This window comes from Clostridium sp. 1001270J_160509_D11 (assembly GCF_015667935.1).
GTDB lineage: Bacteria > Bacillota > Clostridia > Peptostreptococcales > Peptostreptococcaceae > Intestinibacter.
In genome coordinates this window covers 1-18,483 of record NZ_JADPET010000004.1, presented here as the reverse complement: position 1 = coordinate 18,483, position 18,483 = coordinate 1, and the positions used below count along the sequence as shown (strand labels likewise).

Genomic DNA, 18,483 nt, shown 5'->3' with positions numbered 1-18,483 from the left:
TAGATTAATCCCTATATATTATTTATATTATCATATTACTTAAATTGATATTGTTTTATTTTTAATATTATTTAAAAAAGAGGCTAAATAACGCCTCTTTTTACATATATTGATATTTTTTAATTTTTATTTACTAAATATTACTCTTTCATCTATATCAGCTATAGTAGCACATCCAGTAAGTCTCATAGTCGCCTCAAGCTCAGATATTATTTTATTTACATAAATCTCTACACCTTCAGTACCGCCACCAAAAGATGCTGTTACAAATGGTCTACCGATTAATACACCATCTGCTCCTAAAGCTATTAATTTTAATACATCAACACCTGTTCTAACTCCACCGTCAGCAAGTATTATAGTTTTCCCTTTTACAGCTTTTGCTATAGCAGGAAGTACATCAGCTGCTCCTGGAGTACAGTCTAGTACTCTACCACCATGATTAGATACAACTATTGCATCTACACCAGCTTCTGCCGCTAATATAGCTTCATCTACTGTCATAAGTCCTTTTAGTATAAAAGGTAGTTTTGTAGCTTTTTTTAATTCTTTTATTTTATCTAAAGTTTTTGGTTCTACATTTTTACCGTGAAGCGATAAAGTAACTAATCCACATGCATCTACATCTACACCAAGCGCAAATACACCTGCATCTTCTGCTAATTTCATTTTTGAAATTATAGCATCATTTTCCCATGGTTTTATAAATGCTATACCATCTGCATTTTTTTCTTTTAATACTTCTAAATTATCAGTCAAGAAAGTTTCTATTGCAGTATCTCCTACCATTGGATATATTCCAGCTTTTAAACATCCTTCTATTACCCATGATATATATTCTTTTTCAGTATATTTTCCACCCATATTTAAAGTAGTTCCTGATACTGGAGCTGCAAATATAGGAGCTTTCATTTTTTTGCCAAACATTTCTACTGATGTATCTGGATTTTTAACATTGTGTAAAACCCTCATATTTATTTTGACTTTTTCTAGACTTTTTATATTTTCAGTAAATGCTACACCTGTTCCTTTTCCACCCATTCCTGGGACCTCACCTGAACATGCTATACCATTACATACTTTACATACTTTACAACTTCCATTTAAGTTTTCTCTTGCACTCTTTAAGACACTTTTGTAATCCATATTTAATCCTCCCAAATAGTATTTTTAAATTTTTAGTTAATTTATCTTCTAATTCTCATAGTAATTATAACACATTCTTTAAGAAACTCTTTCTATGAATAGGAGTTATACCATATTTTTCAATAGCCTCATAATGCTCTTTTGTTCCATATCCTTTATGATGTTTAAATCCGTATTGTGGATATATTTCATCATATTTATACATAAGTCTATCTCTTGTAACTTTGGCAAGTATACTAGCGCCTGCTATAGATATTGATTTAGAATCCCCTTTTATTATCGGAAATTGTTTTATATCTAAATCAGGTATTGTAACTGCATCTAAAAGTAAATAATCTGGCTTTTTACTTAAGGCATTTATCGCTTTATTCATAGCCATATATGTAGCATTTAAGATATTATATTCATCTATTTCATCATTTTCTACAATGCCTATTCCATAATCTAATGCCTGTTCTTTTATTATGTCGAATAATTCATCCCTTTTTGCTTCAGAAAGCTTTTTAGAGTCATTTATGTACGGAATTTTTGTTCCTTTTTCAAATACTACTACACTGGCTACTACTGGTCCTGCTAAAGGCCCTCTTCCAGCTTCATCAACTCCTCCTATATATAAATATCCATTTGCATATCCTTCATTTTCAAATGTATTTATAAACTCAAGTCTCTCTTCTTCTTTTTTTATTTTTTCTAATTTTTTACCTAAGCTCTTAGCTATATTCTGAACTGATTTTCTATCATCTTGATTCAATAATTGTATATATTCTACATATTGATCTTCATTTAAATTATCTACTATCTCTTTTATTTCTTTTACACTTTTATTTTTCATAATACACCTCTTTTTTTATATATTAATATTTTTATAGTTATTATGTAATTTTTAATTAATTATTATTTTATTATACTTAGTATAATACAAAAAATCGCCAAGGAACTCAATATACATTAAATTCCTCGGCGATTTATATAAATAGTTTATATATTTTTATATATTAAACTGCAATTTCTTCTGAATCTTTATCTTGAACTTTTTTAGATGATTTTATAAAGAATCCTATAAGTCCACCTATTATTGCTGGCACTACCCAACAGAAACCTAAGTTTGCAAAAGGTAATAAATTTATAAAGTCAAAGTTCATACCTAAATCATTACCTGCCATAAGTATACCCATTAATAGCGCAACGTAAGTAGCACCTTTAACTACATTATCATTTTTAAAGTATTTATTAAATATAGTTACTACTATTAATACTATTGTTGCTGGATATATTAAACTAAGTATTGGAGCAGATATTTTTATTATAGTTCCAACTCCTAAAGTTGATATTACTAAACTTAATAAGCATACAGTTATTACTATATGTTCATATTTTAATTTATTTTTAGTTAAGCCTGAAAAATACTCTGCTGTAGCAGATGTTAAACCAATAGCTGTAGTTAAACATGCTAGTGTTACTATTAAAGATAAAACTACTTTTCCTGGAGTACCAAGTAAAGCAACTGTTATAGCAACTATTAATGCTGATTGCGATACATCTACTCCATATTGAGTTGATACTGTCGCTCCAAGATAAGTAAGACCTCCGTATACAAGCGCTAGACCTAACGCAGCTATAAATCCTGCTTTTAATAAAATATTAACTCTATCTTTTTCTTTTTTATATCCTTTTTGTACTAAACTTTTTATTAATACAGCCGATAAACATATCGCTCCTAATGCATCTAACGTTTGGTATCCTTGTAATATTCCTTCACTAAATACATTTTCTATGGCAGCATCATTTAAATTTCCTATTGGATTTATTATACCAATTACTATTAAAGCTAATAAGCAAACTAATAATGCTGGTGTTAAATACGAACCAATTATATCTACCACTTTAGATGGCTTTATTGTTAAAGCCAATGTTATAGCAAAGAATATTGTCGAAAATAATACTGCATTGAATCCCGGTATAAGTGGTATTATCCCCATTTCAAAAGTTGTAGCAGCTGTTCTTGGTATTGCAAGAAGTGGCCCTAAGCATATCATTATAGCAGAACCTAAAATTATCGCAAATAATTTACCCGCTCTACCAAATACTCTTCCCGTATCTCCATCAGATTTAGCTGATGCTAATATAGCAAGTAGTGATAAACCTACGTCAGCTAGTATAAACCCTAAAAATCCTATTAAGAATTTATCTCCTGTTATAACCCCTAAGTAAGGCGGGAATATTAAGTTTCCTGCTCCGAAGAACATAGCGAACAGGGCAAAACCAGTTACAATTATGTCTTTATTTTTTGTATTCATAATTATTCCTCCTAATATTGTTGTCTTACTGATTACTCTATTATACATACATTAGCTTTAATAGTCAATATAATTTAAATATATTTAAAATTTAAATTATACAGACAATTCAGAGTAATTTTTATTTTATTTTTATACATCTAAATACATATAATTATCATAATACAGCTTTAAAATATCATAAGAATTACTTTTTTAAAGCATAGTATTATTACTTTTTCTTTTCTATAATATATAAAAAAGCTGGTCTTGAATATTTAAGTTTAAGTATTCAAGACCAGCTTTATATATTTAATCAATTAATTTATGCTTCTTCTATATCTTCAGGCACTTCTAGAGTTATTTGACCTAATTTACCTTCTCTAAACTCATTTAGAACTGTTTTTGCTATTCTTGTATAGTCTAATTCATTTCTTCCTAAGATGAATCCTCTTTTTCTTCCTATCATCTCCATAGTTTCTAGTGGTTCTTCACCTAGAGAATCTAATTTATATCTAGCTTTTAACTTCTCTGGCTCTATCTCAGACATTTTTTCTATGAATTTTAGTCCTAAAGTATCTATATCTAGTATTTCGTCTTTTATAGCTCTTGTAAATGCTAAATTTAAAGCTATTTTTTGATCTTCAAATTTAGGCCATAATATACCTGGTGTATCTAATAACTCTAAGTTTCCTTTAAGTCTAACCCATTGTTTACCTTTTGTTACACCTGGTCTATCTCCTGTTTGAGTACTTTTTCTTCCTGTTAATTTATTTATAAGAGAAGATTTCCCTACATTTGGAACACCAACGATCATAACTCTTATCGCTCTTTCTTTTCTTCCCTTTTCTTTTAATGCATCCATTTTTTCTTTTGTAGCATTTTTACATTCTTCTACAATTTTATTTACTCCGTTACCTTTTAGAGTGTCTACTGGTATAGCTTTTATACCTTTACTTTGATAGTAGCTTATCCATTTATTTAATTTAGCTTTGTCAGATAAATCACTTTTATTTAAAACTACTACTCTAGGTTTATTTTGTGCTAATTTATCTATCTCAGGGTTTTTACTACTAAGTGGTATTCTAGCATCTAAAAGCTCTATAACAACGTCTACAAGCTTTAAGTTATTTTGTACCATTTCTTTAGTTTTTTTCATATGTCCTGGATACCAGTTTATATGTAGATTATCATCTTTTAAATATTCTTCGTAATCTCTTGTCATGTTCTCACTTCCTTTTTATTAGTTATATTTTATAAAACTCTCTTTATTTTAACATTTTTAAAGATGTATATTTTTATTTATATTATCTCTAATAATTTATGTATTTATTAGTTTATTTCTCCATATAAGACAAAAAGGAAAGCTCTTTCGAGATTTCCTTTTATTTTAATAAAGATTTATTATCTTTTAGTTCTAGCTTCTTTAACTTTAGCAGCTTTACCAGTTCTAGTTCTTAAGTAATTGATTTTAGCTCTTCTTACTTTACCTTTTCTAGTAACTTCTATTTTTTCTATTTTTGGTGAATGAACTGGGAATGTTCTTTCTACACCTACGTTGAAAGATATTTTTCTAACAGTGAAAGTTTCTCTGTTTCCTCCACCTTGTCTTTTTATTACAACACCTTCAAATACTTGTACTCTTTCTCTTTTTCCTTCTACTATTCTAACGTGTACTTTTACAGTGTCCCCAGGTCCAAAGTTAGGAACTTCGTTTTTTAATTGTTCTTGTTCTAATGATTTTATTAATTCGTTCATTTTTTTCCTCCTAGTATTCATAGACATTCTTAATTACTGACCAGTGTAACAGAGGAATGCCCGTAGTCTCGACTTTTCATATTATACTATAAAAAATTATTTCTTACAATACTTTTTATATAAATCTTTTCTTCTTTTTTTGGTAATTTCAATAGATTGTTCTTTTCTCCACGCCTCTATTTTTTGATGGTTTCCAGATAATAATACATCTGGTACACTTAGTCCCATAAATTCTCTCGGTCTAGTATAGTGTGGATATTCAAGCAGGTCATTTTCGAATGATTCATCTTCAAATGACTCATTTTGATTTAATACTCCTGGAATAAGCCTAGCTATAGCATCTACAAGTATAAGAGCTGGCAATTCTCCTCCAGTAAGTACATAATCTCCTATTGATATTTCGTCTGTAACTATTAAATCTATTATTCTTTGGTCTATACCTTCATAATGTCCACAAAGCAGTATAATGTCTTCTTCTTTTGAGAATCCTTTTACAATACCTTGTCTCAATGTTTTTCCTTTAGGAGTTAAGTATATAACTCTTGGATTTTCTATATTATGAGTATCTACTATGTGCTTATATGTATCATAAATAGGTTGAGGAGTCATAAGCATACCTGCCCCACCTCCAAAAGGATAATCATCTACTTTTTTATGTTTGTTAGTAGAGAAATCTCTTATATTGTATACAAACACTTCAATAATTCCCTTTTCTATAGCTCTTTTCATTATACTTTCTCCAAAGTATGAATTAAATATCTCTGGAAAAAGTGTCATTATATGAAATCTCATCTTGCCACCTAATCAAGCATTCCTTTTATAGGATCTATTATCATTTTATTTTGATCTAAATCAATAGTTGGTACGAATTTTTCAATTGATGGTATTAAGTATTCTTTTTCTCCAGATGAAACTACATATACATCATTTATAGCATGTTGCAATACATCTTTAAGAACACCTACTTTTTCTCCGTCCACAGTGAAAACATCTAATCCAATTAAATCAGATACGAAAAATTCACCCTCTTCTAATTCTCTACCTTGTTCTCTTCCGATATACATATTTTTAGTTTTTAATTTTTCCGCTAATTCTATAGAGTCGATATCTTTTATTTTCATTATGACCATGTTACCTTTGTATCTAACTCTTTCAACTTCGTATTTATTATTTAAATTTTTATCTATATAAAAATACTCTAATTCATCAAAACGGTTTATATCGTCAGTATATGGGTAAACACGAACTTCACCCTTTAAACCTTGTGTATTTACTATTTGTCCTATTCTAAAGACAGTTAATTTTTCAGTCATTTTGTCACCTCTTTTTACATTTTTAGTATATACAAAAAGGATTAGGCATATACCTAATCCTTTTTATACTATCTCAAGAGAAACCTTAAGGTGCTCTTTATTTCCAGCAGATTTTAATACAGTTCTAATAGCTTTAGCTATTCTCCCTTGTTTTCCTATAACCTTGCCCATATCTTCTTGAGAAACTGAAAGTTTAAGGATTATTTCACCTTTTTTTCTTGTTTCCTCAACTGTCACCTCATCAGGATTATCAACTAGAGCCTTAACTATATCGATAACTAGCTCTTTCATATTTTCCATCTCCTAAAATGTTTCAATAAAATAAGTTACGTTTCTTATTTTGCTATTATTTCTTGGCTTTGTAATAATTTTTTAACAGTTTCAGTAGGTTGTGCACCAACACCTAACCATTTTTTAGCTTTTTCATCGTTTATTTTTATTTGTTTTGGTTCAGAAACTGGATTGTAGTATCCTATTTCTTCTATGAATCTACCATCTCTTGGAGCTCTTGAATCTGCTACCACTATTCTGTAGAAAGGTTTTTTATTTGAACCCATTCTTTTTAATCTTATTTTAACTGCCATTTGGCCACCTCCGAAATTTTTTTCTATTTTAGTTTTTAATTTATTTATTTAAAGAAAGGAAGTCCGGGAAAACCGCCTCTTTTCTTCATACCTTTACTATTAGAAGTAAACATCTTCATCATTTTTTTCATTTCATTTAATTGTTTTATTAGTTTATTTACTTCTTGTACACTTGTCCCACTACCTTTTGCTATTCTTCTTTTTCTAGATGCATTAAGTATTTGTGGATTTCTTCTTTCTTCAATCGTCATAGATTGTATTATGGCTTTTACTCTGTTCATTTCTTTGCCATTCATATCTACGTCGCCTAATTGATTTTTTATATCTCCCATTCCTGGAATCATTCCAAGAATCTTGTCCATAGAACCCATCTTTTGGATTTGTTCCATTTGATCTAAGAAATCTTCAAAATCAAATTCTTGTTTTTTAAGCTTAGCACCTAGTGCTTTTGCTTTTTCCATGTCCATAGTTTCTTGAGCTTTTTCAATTAAACTTAAGACATCACCCATTCCTAAAATTCTAGAAGCCATTCTGTCTGGATGGAAAGGTTCTAAATCATATAATTTTTCACCCATACCTATGAATTTTATAGGTTTTTGTGTTACAGCTCTTATCGAAAGTGCTGCCCCACCTCTAGTGTCACCATCTAGTTTAGTAAGTACAACTCCATCTATACCTAAAGCATTGTCAAAACTTTCAGCTACGTTAACTGCATCTTGACCTGTCATTGAGTCGACTACTAAAAGTATTTCATGTGGTTTGACTTCTGATTTAATAGATTTTAATTCATCCATTAATTCTTCATCTATATGAAGTCTACCTGCTGTATCTATTATAACTAAATCGTTGTTGTTTTTCATAGCATGACTAAGTCCTGCTTTTGCTATATTAACTGGGTTTTCTTTATCGCCCATGTTAAATACTTCTATGCCTAAGCTTGAACCTACAACTTCTAATTGTTTTATCGCTGCTGGTCTATAAACGTCACAAGCTACAAGTAATGGTTTCTTTCCTTGTTTCTTGAAATATCCGCCAAGCTTTCCTGATGTTGTCGTCTTACCTGCCCCTTGTAAACCTACCATCATGATTATTGTTGGTGGTTTTGAAGATATTGTTATTTTACTTTGAACATCTCCCATTAAAGCAGTAAGTTCTTCATTTACTATCTTTATAACATGTTGTGCTGGAGTTAAACTTTCCATAACTTCTTGTCCAACACATCTTTCTTGCACTTTTTTTACAAAATCTTTTACGACTTTAAAGTTTACATCGGCTTCAAGTAATGCAAGTTTTACTTCTCTCATAGCAGCCTTTACATCTTTTTCAGTAAGTTTTCCTTTTGATTTTAACTTACTAAAGGCACCTTGCAATTTATCAGATAAACCTTCAAATATCATTTTAACAACTCCCTACATATTTCTTCTATATTTTCTAGCTTAGGGATTAAATCAGCACAATCTCTATTGTGCAATAAATCTTCTTTTATGTCAATAATTTTCTCCCTAATAGATTTAAGGAATTTTTCTTGGTCTTTTAACTTAGCTACTAAATGTAGTTTACTTTCGTATTCTCTAAGTATTTTCTCTGAACGCTTCAATGTGTCGTAAACTCCTTGTCGTGATACACCTAAGTTTTCACTTATCTCTCCTAATGAATAATCTTCTTCATAGTAAAGAGATACCATTTCTCGTTGTTTGTCAGTCAATAGCTCTTTGTATTGCTCAAACAACAATCCAATCTCAACCATTTTTTCTATGTTCATAACAATCACTTCCAAGACCTTACTGTAAAGGTTCTTTACTTTACACATTGTATTTTATATCAAATAAATACTCTTGTCAACATTTATTTTATGCTAAGTTTAACCGAATAGAGCATCTACAAACGATTTAGAGTCAAAATCTTGTAAATCTTCCATTTGTTCCCCTACACCTATCAATTTAACAGGTACATCTACTTCTGATTTAACAGCTAAAACAACTCCACCTTTTGCTGTTCCGTCTAGTTTCGTCAGAACTAATCCTGTTATATCACATACTTCTTTAAAGCTTTTAGCTTGTGATACTGCATTTTGTCCAGTAGTCGCATCAACTACTAGTAAAACTTCTTTTTTAGCTTCTGGATATTCTCTATCTACTATTTTAAATACTTTACCTAATTCATTCATTAAGTTTGATTTATTGTGAAGACGTCCTGCTGTATCACAGATTAATACGTCTACCCCTCTTGATTTAGATGCTTTTATAGCATCAAATATTACAGCTCCTGGGTCTGCACCTTCTTGATGTTTTATTATATCTACATTACATCTATTTGCCCATACTTCTAATTGGTCTATAGCAGCTGCTCTGAATGTATCTCCTGCAGCAAGTAATACTTTTTTACCTTCTGACTTATATCTATGAGCTAATTTACCTATTGTTGTAGTTTTTCCTACACCATTTACCCCTACCATTAATATTATAGTTGGACTGTGTGATGCATCTAACTTAGTATCATCTTTAGATAAAATATCTTCTATTATTAATTTTAATTCTTCTCTTACGTCTTGTGGATCTGTTATCTTCTTACGTCTTATAGCATCTTCTAATTTTTTGATTATATCCATAGTAGTATTAACGCCAACATCAGCAGTTATTAAAACTTCTTCTAAGTCTTCTAAAAGTTCTTCATCTACTTTTGTGTATGCTTTTAATACTTCATCTACTCTATCTGTTATACCTTGTTTAGCTTTTGTTAAACCTTGTTTTAATCTGTCAAACAGACTTACTTTTTTAGGCTTTTCTTCTATTGTTTCTGTTTCTTCAATTTCCTCTACAAACTCATCTTCTTGTTCTATATCTTCTTCTATTTCTTGAGATTGTTGAGCTTCTTCAGCTTCTTCTACTTCTTCAGATTCTTCTATTTCTTGAGCTAATTCTTCTTTTATTTCTTCAATTTCTTCATCTGAAGTTTCTAATTCTTTTTCTTCTGCGACAACATCTACAGCTTTTTCTTCATCTTGTGATTTTTCATTAATTATTTCTTCTTGTTTTTCATATTCTGTAGATATTTCGTCTTCATCTGCACTTTGAACTTCAATATCTTCTGCTTGTTCTTCAATTTCTTCTTTTAAATCATCAGAGTCATTTTGAGCTTCTTCTAATTCAGAATTATCATCTTCTTCAACTTGTATTTCTTCTACTGATTCTTCTTGTATTTCTTCTTTTTTCTTTTTCCCAAAACCAAAAAGTTTTTTAAACATACTATTTCCTCCATTTTATACTATATCTGTCATTTTATGTGCTTCATGAAGGTCTAAGCTAATTACTTTTGATATAGCTTTTTGCTCCATTGTAACACCATAAATATAATCGGCTGCTTCCATTGTACCTCTTCTATGTGTTACTGCTATAAACTGAGTATCTTCTGATAATTCTTTTAAATACTCTCCAAATCTAAATATATTGGCATCATCTAGTGGCGCCTCAATTTCATCTAAGATACAAAACGGCGTAGGTTTAGCTAATATTATTGCAAATAAGATACTTATAGCTGTTAATGCCTTTTCTCCACCTGATAGTAAGTTTAGATTTTTCATCTTTTTACCTGGTGGCTTAGCAGTTATTTGAATATCACTTTCAAGTATATTATCTTCGTCTAATATTGTAAGCTCTCCTTCTCCACCTCCAAATAGTCTTTTATATACGTATTTGAAGTTTTCGTTTACTTGAGTAAATTGTTCTTTAAATTGAACTTTCATATTCACTTCAAGCTCCTCTATGATTTTTTCTATTGCATTTATAGATTCTTCTAAATCTGTTTTTTGCTCGCTATAGAAATCATATCTCTCTTTAGTTTCTTTGTATTCATTTATAGAATCTATATTTATATTTCCAAGACTTGCAATTTCTCTTTTTATAGATTCAAGTATTTTTTTATTTATTTCAATAGAATCATCTCTAAATTCTAAAGCTTTTACATAGCTTAAGTCATAATCTTCAAATAATCTAGTTGTATAACTTTCTTTATTTGCCGATAATCTCTCCATTTTTGATTCTATTTTAAATTCACTTTGTCTAAGCTCCATGCTCTCTCTTTCAAAAGCCTTTAATTTTTTATTTAAATCATTTATATTTTCTTTAAATTTATTTTTAGCTTGTTGAGCATTATCCATCTCTTTATTTTTCTTTAAAAGTTCTTTATTTAAATTTTCGCTCTCTCTTTTTTGGATTTGAGCTTCATTGCCTAGACTTTCTATATCTTTTTGTAGATTTTCTATAGAATTTTTATTTTCGATAATTTTCTTATTAGTATCATCTACCTCTTCTTTAATTCTATTTATCTCAGCATCTGTAGATTTAAATATTTCGCTTTTTTGAACAAAATCTAATTTTAAACTTTCAATTTGCTTTTTATCTTTATCGAAATCTTCATTTTGAGACTCTTGCATTTTGCTAAGTTCTTCAATTTGCTTTTTATTTTCAATTTCTTTTAATTCTATTTGTTTTATATTTTGTTCTATATTTTCTATTTTATTAGATGTATAGTCTAAATTTGATTTTAGACCATTTTTTTCTTTTTGAAGCTTTTCAATATTTTGATTTAATGAGTCTATTTCATATTCCATTGATTTTAATTTAGTATTTTGTCTTACGATTTCTTTTTCTAAATTATTTATATCAATTTCATATTTTTCTATTTCTTTTTTAGTATTTGAAATAGATTCAATAACTCTTTGTTTATTTTCTAGATGTTTTTCATTTTCTATTTTTATACTTTGTATCTTTTCCTCAAAGTCATTTATAAGTCTTTTTCTAGATAATATGTTTGTAGTAGTTTTTAAACTTCCTCCTGTTAAAGACCCACCTGGATTTAATATATCTCCATCTAAAGTGACTACTTTAAATCTATGGTTAGTTTCATTTGCAAACTTTATACCTTCATCCATATTATCAATTACTATAGTTCTACCTAATATACTTTCAATTATATCTCTATATTTTTCATCAAAAGAAACTAAATCACTTGCTACTTTTATATATTTTGTCTTTGCATTTATAGTTTTTTCATCTATTCTCTTAGATTTTATAACATTCATAGGAAGAAAAGTTACTCTACCCATATTATTTTTCTTCAGATAATTTATTGCATTTTTCGCTGCATATTGATCTGTAGTTATAATATTTTGCATATAAGCTCCTAGGGCAGCTTCTATTGCCTTTTCATAAGCTTCTTCAGTAGTTATAACTTGTCCTAATGCTCCACATATACCGGATAAGTTTTTATTTTTTAATACTTCTTTAACACCTCTATTGAAGCCTTCATTGTGTTTTTCCATGTCTATGTATATTTGTAGTTTAGAAGAGTATTCTTTGTGAGAATAGTTGTTGTTTTGTATTTTTAAATCTATATCTTTATTTTTAAGTCTATAATTTTCTAAATTATTTTTTAAATTATTTAAAGATATAGTTTTATCTTTTAGATCTTTTCTAATCTCACTTATTTTTTCTACTTTTTCTATATAAATAGATTTCTTTTCTTCTAATGAAGTATTTATATCTAAAATATTATTTTCTATTGCTTCATTTCTAGAATTTATATTTTCAATATTTGCACCTAACATAGATAAACTATTACTTAAATCTCTTTTTTCATTTAAATAAGTTATTATATTATCTTTTAAGTTCTCTAAATTTTTAGTTAAGTCATTTAATTTAGCTTCTTTTTGACTAGTCTTTTGTTCTATATCGTAAATATCTTTTTCTAATATAGATATAGCTTCTTTATCTACTTGTCTTTTACTTTGTAATGAAGCTAATTTTTCATTGTCTTGTTTTAACTTAAGTTCAAATTCTTCTAAAGTCTTATTATTATTTTCTATATTAACTTTTGAGTTAATTATTCTTTCATTTATAAGAGAGATGTGAGAATCATTTTGATTTATTACATCTTTTATAGAGTCTATGTATTCGCCAAGTTTTGATATATTTTGTTCTAGTTTTTCTATCTCCTCATTAGCTAGTTCTACATTTTTGTCCATTTTTTCTCTTAATTCTTCTTTTTCATTTAACTCTTTTGCAAGTATTGTCTTTTGCTTTGTTATTTCTGATAACTCTAAATCTATTTTTTTAATTTCTCTTATATAGTTATTTACTTCTAGTTTTTTTAGACTTTCTCTAAGTTCTAAATATTTAAGAGCCTTTTTTTGTTGAGTGAAAAGAGGTTTTATCCTATTTTCAATTTCTATATATATATCTTCTATTCTCTCTAAATTTTCTTTAGTATTTTTTAGATTTTTTTCAGCTTCAATTTTTTTATATCTGTATTTTGATATACCGCATGCTTCATCAAAGACTTTTCTTCTATTAGCTGGGTTATTGCTTAATATTTCATCTACTTTCCCCTGCTCTATAATAGAGTATCCATCTTTACCTATTCCTGTATCTAGTAGTAATTCCTTTATATCTTTTAATCTACAAGCTTTGTCATTTAAAAAGAATCCACTCTCTCCATTTCTATAGGCCCTTCTCTTTATAGTAACTTCACTAAAGTCGATATTTAACTTTTGATCGCTATTATCTATAGTTAAAGCTACTTCACAGTAATTCATAGGTTTTTTATCTACTGTACCAGCAAATATAACGTCTTCTAGCTTATCTCCTCTAAGACTTTTTATACTTTGCTCTCCTAAAACCCATCTAACTGCATCAGATATATTACTTTTTCCACTACCATTTGGTCCTACAATCGCTGTTATTCCTTCGTTAAAATTTATCTCTGTCTTTGTTGGAAAGGATTTAAATCCCTTTAATTCTAATCTCTTTAAATGCACTGTTTCATCTCCCTTCAAAACTAAAGGTTATATATCTCTAATAATTTAGCATAAACTTCATTCATATTTACACTAAAGCTGCCTTTTGATGATGATATTACTAACTCATCTATTTGTAAATCTGTAGGCATTGTTTTAAGGTTTATATTGTGTTTTTCTTTCATATATATTTTATTTGATTTTTTATTTCCTACTATTTTAGAAATATTTTTGTTATTTGTATTTACTATAAGCTCTTTTTCTATATTATTTTCTTTTACGATATAGTCTAAGTAGTCTTTTATCATCTCAGCTTCTGCTAACTCTCTAAATGCAGGATGGTATGGCCCTGCGACAACACCTTTTCCAAGTTGTATATCGTCAGTAGCTTGAAGACCAACTCTTATTACGTTTATATCGTTAATATAAAATAAAACTAATAATTTTTTAACTATATTTACACATTCTTCTAAAGAAAATGGAGTGTATTCTCCTCTTTCTAAAAGAGTTTCAAGCCCCGTATCTTTAACTACTAATGTAGGGTATATTCTTACACAATCAGGTTGTAATGATATAAACTTTCTCGCAGTTTCTATACATTTTTCTTCTGTGTCAGAAGGAAGTCCTACCATCATCTGTAGACCTAATTTTATATCGTGTTTTTTAATTAATTTTGCACTTTTTATTACTGATTCTATATCATGTCCCCTTACACTGTCTATAAGTACTTTAGCGTCCATAGATTGAACACCTAGCTCTATAATGCTTGCATCATATTTTTTAAGTCTTTCTAATATAGGGTCACTTATACAGTCAGGTCTTGTAGACATTCTTATTTCGTGGACTAACCCCTTATCTACATATTCTTTTGCAACTGATAATAATTCATTTTGACATTCTTCTTCGATTGCAGTAAAGCTTCCTCCGAAAAATGCTATCTCTACATTTGTATCTTTATCTATAGTTTCTAGACATTCTTCTATTATATTTCTAGCATCTTGTGCTGTAACTTCAGTACTTACTCCTGTTATTTTCTTTTGATTGCAAAATATACAATCATGAGGGCATCCTCTGTGTGGAACAAATATAGGTATTATTCTTTTTTTCATTTAAATAGACCACCTTACATTTTTTTGTCTAGTGCGCATTTTGCAGCAACTTGCTCTGCGTCTTTTTTACTTTTACCTTCTCCTACGCCTAATACTGTATCATTTATGCCGACTTCCATAACAAATCGTTTGTTGTGATCTGGTCCTTTTTCTTCGATTAATTTATACCAGATATTATTTTCGCCGTTGCTTTGAAGTACTTCTTGAAGGCAAGTTTTATAATCTCTAAATATTTTTCCTTTTATAGAGTCATTTATTATTTTATCCATATAAGTTAATATGAATTCTCTAGCTTTATCTAATCCACCATCTAAATAAATAGCTGCTATAACTGCCTCTAGAGCATCTGCAAGTATAGATATTCTCTCTCTACCACCTGTAGCTTCTTCTCCTTTACCTAAAAGCATATATTTACCTAGGTGTATATCTTTAGATACTTCACTTAAAGATTCTTCACAAACTATATTGGCTCTTATTTTTGTAAGCTCCCCTTCTGGAAGTTTTGTTTCTTTTTTGAATAAGTAATCACTTATTACTATACTTAAGACAGAGTCTCCTAAAAACTCTAATCTTTCATTAAAAGCATAGTTTTTATTTTCATTTGAATAAGAACTATGTGTTAAAGCTTCTAATATATATTCTTTATTTGTAAATTCATAATTTATATTTTCTTCAAATAACGATATGTTATTTAATATCCTTTTATTAATTTTCATTAAACATCCTCCAAATTAATTGTTTTGTTAGATCAATCTCAATATAATTAAAACATATTTACTTTAAAAAACCTATGAAGATTTAAACTTCATAGGCGCTTTTTAAACCAAACATTCATTGTTAAAAATTACAACTGTTATTCATTATCTTCTTCGTGTATTTCTACACCACAACCACAGCATCCACCTTCATCATCACAATCACCACACTCATCATCTTCAGATGATAATATAACTGCGTGACAACTTGGGCAAACAACATCTACTGAGTCGTCAAATAATAATTCTTCATCAATTTCTACGATTTCAGAACAATTTGGACACTCCATTTCTATGAAACTTAATTCTTCGTCGTCCTCTTCTTCTTCGTCATCGTATTCATCGTAGTCGTCTTCATCATCGTAGTCTTCATCTTCGTCATAAAGCCACTCTTCTAAATCTTCTACGTCTTGTTGTAATTCTTCTACTTCGTATTGTAATTCTTCTACTTGATCTTCTAAGTCTACTACTGAATATTCTAATTCTTCTACAGTATCGGCAAAACTTCCTAATATCTCTACTATTTTGCTAATCATTTTGCCTTCTTTACTCTTATCATCGATATCTAATCCTTCAGCTAAACCTTTTAAATATGCAACTTCTTCACCTAGTTTTTTCATGATAAACCTCTCCTTTTGCATTTTTTATATCTTGTAGAAAATCATTATTAAAATTTTTTAAAGTAGATTTTCATTAAGATAGATTTTTAACACGTTACCAAAAATCGTATGTATTATAATTTCTAAGGAATACAATTTAATTCCTTTAAAAAATTTTATTTTGTGCTTATTAAAGTAAGTAAATTGTATTTTTCTTATTTATTAAGCATTATTTATCTTTAGTATGTGTTATAAAAAAGCTCATATACCATTAATATTGGATATATAAGCTTTTTTTATGCTAAAATATTAAACTCTTGATAAATATTCTCCAGTTCTAGTATCTATTTTTATTTTATCTCCTTCATTTATGAATAAAGGTACTTGAACTACTGCTCCAGTTTCTACTGTAGCTGATTTAGTAACGTTACTTGCTGTATCACCTTTTATACCTGGTTCAGTTTCAGTTACTTCTAATTCTGCAAAGTTTGGTGCTTCTACTTGGAATGGTTGTCCTTGGTAGAATCTTATTGTAGCTGCTTCATTTTCTTTTAAGAATTTTATAGCATCTTCAACTTGCTCATAGTTTAGTGGTATTTGGTCGAAAGTTTCTTCGTCCATGAAGTAGTATAATTCACCATCATTGTATAAATATTGCATTTGTTTTGTTTCTATTATTGCTTTTGGGAATTTATCACTTGGGTTGAAAGCTTCTTCTCTTATAGCTCCTGTTTTTAAGTTTTTGTATTTAGTTCTTACGAAAGCTGCACCTTTACCTGGTTTAACGTGTTGGAAATCAACTACTAAACATGGTTGACCATCCTTTTCGAAAGTTACACCTTTTCTAAAATCTCCTGCTGTTACCATTGTTATTCCTCCATCTAAATAAATTTCTAATGTTTTATCAGTTTTATTATATATATGTTATTCAGATTGTCAAGTTTTTATATAAATTAACAATCTCATATACTATAATATCATAAATTATCTCGAGTAAACAAGGTTTTAACTGTCTTTAGTTTATTATATTTTGTTTCTATATTATAATTTTGACTTTCTATATAATATTTATTCAACGTTTACAATAAAATCTTTAGTCAAAATTCTTTCAAAACACATATTTCCTTAAAATTTACAATAAATAAAATCCTTCCCAAATTATATATATAAAAGGAAGGATTTTTTGTATTAATTATTTATTTTTTCTTTTTATAAAGTCGTCAATTTGCTTACTACTTCTTCTGCTATAACATGTATAGGCTTATTATTTGTATCTACTACTATATCTGCTATAGATTCATATCTATCTTTGCGTTTTTCCATTAAATCTTTTATATATTCAACATTCATATTCCCATTTAATAGGGGTCTTTCATTACTATATTTTACTCTTTCATATATAGTCTCTGGTGATGCTGTAAGTAGTACTATTTTTCCGTTTTTTTTCATTAATTCGACATTTTCATCTTTCATAGGCATTCCACCTCCACAAGAAATTATAATTCCCTGTCTAGTTTCTAATTCTCTCAATGCATTATTTTCACATCTTCTAAAATACTCTTCTCCTTTTCTTTGGAATATTTCATTTATAGTCATATCTTCTCTTTTAACTATAAACTCATCAGTTTCTAAGTCCTGCATTTCAAGTATATGGCTTAAATATTTTGCTATAGTAGATTTCCCAGATCCCATAAATCCAATCAACATTATATTATATGGAAATAAATTTTTAGCTTGATATTTTTTTGCATTCTTTACAACATATCTAAATATGTTCATAATTTCATCTTGATATTTATTATCTTTTAATTTTTTACATAGTGCTATTTCTTTTTTACCTTCATATTCTGGTTGTAGTATAGGCATACCTTTTTCTTTTTTGTATTCCATTATTTCATCTATACAATCCATTCTTTTTGACAAAATTTTTATAATTTCATCATCATACATACTTATTTTTGCTCTTACTTTGTCTATATTATCCATATATATACCCACCCTATCTAATTGTATTTTTACTAAATTATAGCAATATGTTAATAAATTTTCAACAAAACCTGCAATTTAAAAGTCTTTTTTTCAAATTTTCTTTATTTTTTAATTTTTAGTTTTTATAATAGAAATTTTATTTCATTTTTTAATATTTTTAT

Annotated in this window: 18 protein-coding genes; all 18 read right to left on the bottom strand. The window is 28.4% G+C overall.

Annotated elements, in window-relative coordinates; all coding sequences use genetic code 11:
• Positions 1-126: 126 nt before the first annotated feature.
• The 18 genes from I4U58_RS01015 to I4U58_RS00930 all read right to left on the bottom strand — a co-directional run bounded on the left by I4U58_RS01015 (position 127) and on the right by I4U58_RS00930 (position 18,319).
• Positions 127-1,146: an alpha-hydroxy-acid oxidizing protein gene (locus I4U58_RS01015; RefSeq protein ID WP_195929070.1), complete on the bottom strand. Its 1,020-nt coding sequence runs from the start codon at positions 1,144-1,146 to the stop codon at positions 127-129.
• A gap of 64 nt (positions 1,147-1,210) precedes the next feature.
• On the bottom strand, positions 1,211-1,978 hold the full coding sequence (locus I4U58_RS01010) for a ribonuclease HII (RefSeq protein WP_195929068.1): 768 nt from the start codon (positions 1,976-1,978) through the stop codon (positions 1,211-1,213).
• Positions 1,979-2,141: 163 nt separating this feature from the next.
• Positions 2,142-3,443, bottom strand: a complete 1,302-nt coding sequence (gene brnQ, locus I4U58_RS01005; RefSeq protein WP_195929066.1) for a branched-chain amino acid transport system II carrier protein — start codon at positions 3,441-3,443, stop codon at positions 2,142-2,144.
• Positions 3,444-3,747: 304 nt separating this feature from the next.
• Positions 3,748-4,647 carry a ribosome biogenesis GTPase YlqF gene (gene ylqF, locus I4U58_RS01000; protein ID WP_195929064.1) on the bottom strand — a complete coding sequence of 300 codons (900 nt, stop codon included), beginning with the start codon at positions 4,645-4,647 and terminating at the stop codon, positions 3,748-3,750.
• A 179-nt stretch (positions 4,648-4,826) separates the two neighbouring features.
• Positions 4,827-5,180, bottom strand: coding sequence for a 50S ribosomal protein L19 (gene rplS, locus I4U58_RS00995; RefSeq protein ID WP_195929062.1), 354 nt, complete (start codon positions 5,178-5,180; stop codon positions 4,827-4,829).
• A gap of 96 nt (positions 5,181-5,276) precedes the next feature.
• Positions 5,277-5,972, bottom strand: a complete 696-nt coding sequence (trmD, locus tag I4U58_RS00990) for a tRNA (guanosine(37)-N1)-methyltransferase TrmD (RefSeq protein WP_195929060.1) — start codon at positions 5,970-5,972, stop codon at positions 5,277-5,279.
• 8 nt (positions 5,973-5,980) lie between these two features.
• Positions 5,981-6,493, bottom strand: a complete 513-nt coding sequence (rimM, locus tag I4U58_RS00985) for a ribosome maturation factor RimM (RefSeq protein ID WP_195929058.1) — start codon at positions 6,491-6,493, stop codon at positions 5,981-5,983.
• A 63-nt stretch (positions 6,494-6,556) separates the two neighbouring features.
• Positions 6,557-6,784, bottom strand: a complete 228-nt coding sequence (locus I4U58_RS00980; RefSeq protein ID WP_195929056.1) for a KH domain-containing protein — start codon at positions 6,782-6,784, stop codon at positions 6,557-6,559.
• Between the two features lie 44 nt (positions 6,785-6,828).
• The gene (rpsP, locus tag I4U58_RS00975; RefSeq protein ID WP_195929054.1) at positions 6,829-7,077 is read right to left on the bottom strand and encodes a 30S ribosomal protein S16; all 249 of its coding nucleotides are present in this window, start codon (positions 7,075-7,077) and stop codon (positions 6,829-6,831) included.
• Between the two features lie 44 nt (positions 7,078-7,121).
• Positions 7,122-8,474, bottom strand: a complete 1,353-nt coding sequence (ffh, locus tag I4U58_RS00970) for a signal recognition particle protein (protein ID WP_195929052.1) — start codon at positions 8,472-8,474, stop codon at positions 7,122-7,124.
• A complete protein-coding gene (ylxM, locus tag I4U58_RS00965; RefSeq protein WP_195929050.1) occupies positions 8,471-8,839 on the bottom strand; it encodes a YlxM family DNA-binding protein in 369 nt (122 codons plus the stop codon). Before ylxM ends, ffh begins: the two co-directional genes overlap by 4 nt.
• 99 nt (positions 8,840-8,938) lie before the next feature.
• The gene (gene ftsY, locus I4U58_RS00960) at positions 8,939-9,868 is read right to left on the bottom strand and encodes a signal recognition particle-docking protein FtsY (protein WP_347708154.1); all 930 of its coding nucleotides are present in this window, start codon (positions 9,866-9,868) and stop codon (positions 8,939-8,941) included.
• Positions 9,869-10,336: 468 nt separating this feature from the next.
• Entirely contained in the window at positions 10,337-13,891 is a 3,555-nt protein-coding gene (gene smc / locus I4U58_RS00955; protein WP_195929047.1) for a chromosome segregation protein SMC, read from the bottom strand.
• 20 nt (positions 13,892-13,911) lie between these two features.
• Complete coding sequence (locus I4U58_RS00950) at positions 13,912-14,979, bottom strand: radical SAM protein (RefSeq protein ID WP_195929045.1); 1,068 nt, start codon at positions 14,977-14,979, stop codon at positions 13,912-13,914.
• A 14-nt stretch (positions 14,980-14,993) separates the two neighbouring features.
• Positions 14,994-15,695: a ribonuclease III gene (rnc, locus tag I4U58_RS00945; protein ID WP_195929043.1), complete on the bottom strand. Its 702-nt coding sequence runs from the start codon at positions 15,693-15,695 to the stop codon at positions 14,994-14,996.
• Between the two features lie 137 nt (positions 15,696-15,832).
• Entirely contained in the window at positions 15,833-16,354 is a 522-nt protein-coding gene (locus I4U58_RS00940; RefSeq protein WP_195929042.1) for a CD1247 N-terminal domain-containing protein, read from the bottom strand.
• A gap of 288 nt (positions 16,355-16,642) precedes the next feature.
• Positions 16,643-17,200, bottom strand: coding sequence for an elongation factor P (efp, locus tag I4U58_RS00935; protein WP_195929040.1), 558 nt, complete (start codon positions 17,198-17,200; stop codon positions 16,643-16,645).
• A gap of 342 nt (positions 17,201-17,542) precedes the next feature.
• Entirely contained in the window at positions 17,543-18,319 is a 777-nt protein-coding gene (locus tag I4U58_RS00930; RefSeq protein ID WP_195929038.1) for a shikimate kinase, read from the bottom strand.
• Positions 18,320-18,483: the final 164 nt, after the last annotated feature.

Coding starts and splice junctions, on each gene's coding strand:
- ffh (WP_195929052.1), bottom strand. CDS start 8,474: ATGATATTTGAAGGTTTATCTGATAAATTGCAAGGTGCCTTTAGTAAG.
- rplS (WP_195929062.1), bottom strand. CDS start 5,180: ATGAACGAATTAATAAAATCATTAGAACAAGAACAATTAAAAAACGAA.
- efp (WP_195929040.1), bottom strand. CDS start 17,200: ATGGTAACAGCAGGAGATTTTAGAAAAGGTGTAACTTTCGAAAAGGAT.
- rimM (WP_195929058.1), bottom strand. CDS start 6,493: ATGACTGAAAAATTAACTGTCTTTAGAATAGGACAAATAGTAAATACA.
- I4U58_RS00940 (WP_195929042.1), bottom strand. CDS start 16,354: ATGAAAAAACTAGGTGAAGAAGTTGCATATTTAAAAGGTTTAGCTGAA.
- rpsP (WP_195929054.1), bottom strand. CDS start 7,077: ATGGCAGTTAAAATAAGATTAAAAAGAATGGGTTCAAATAAAAAACCT.
- I4U58_RS01010 (WP_195929068.1), bottom strand. CDS start 1,978: ATGAAAAATAAAAGTGTAAAAGAAATAAAAGAGATAGTAGATAATTTA.
- brnQ (WP_195929066.1), bottom strand. CDS start 3,443: ATGAATACAAAAAATAAAGACATAATTGTAACTGGTTTTGCCCTGTTC.
- I4U58_RS00950 (WP_195929045.1), bottom strand. CDS start 14,979: ATGAAAAAAAGAATAATACCTATATTTGTTCCACACAGAGGATGCCCT.
- I4U58_RS00930 (WP_195929038.1), bottom strand. CDS start 18,319: ATGGATAATATAGACAAAGTAAGAGCAAAAATAAGTATGTATGATGAT.
- trmD (WP_195929060.1), bottom strand. CDS start 5,972: ATGAGATTTCATATAATGACACTTTTTCCAGAGATATTTAATTCATAC.
- ylxM (WP_195929050.1), bottom strand. CDS start 8,839: ATGAACATAGAAAAAATGGTTGAGATTGGATTGTTGTTTGAGCAATAC.
- I4U58_RS00980 (WP_195929056.1), bottom strand. CDS start 6,784: ATGAAAGAGCTAGTTATCGATATAGTTAAGGCTCTAGTTGATAATCCT.
- rnc (WP_195929043.1), bottom strand. CDS start 15,695: ATGAAAATTAATAAAAGGATATTAAATAACATATCGTTATTTGAAGAA.
- ylqF (WP_195929064.1), bottom strand. CDS start 4,647: ATGACAAGAGATTACGAAGAATATTTAAAAGATGATAATCTACATATA.
- I4U58_RS01015 (WP_195929070.1), bottom strand. CDS start 1,146: ATGGATTACAAAAGTGTCTTAAAGAGTGCAAGAGAAAACTTAAATGGA.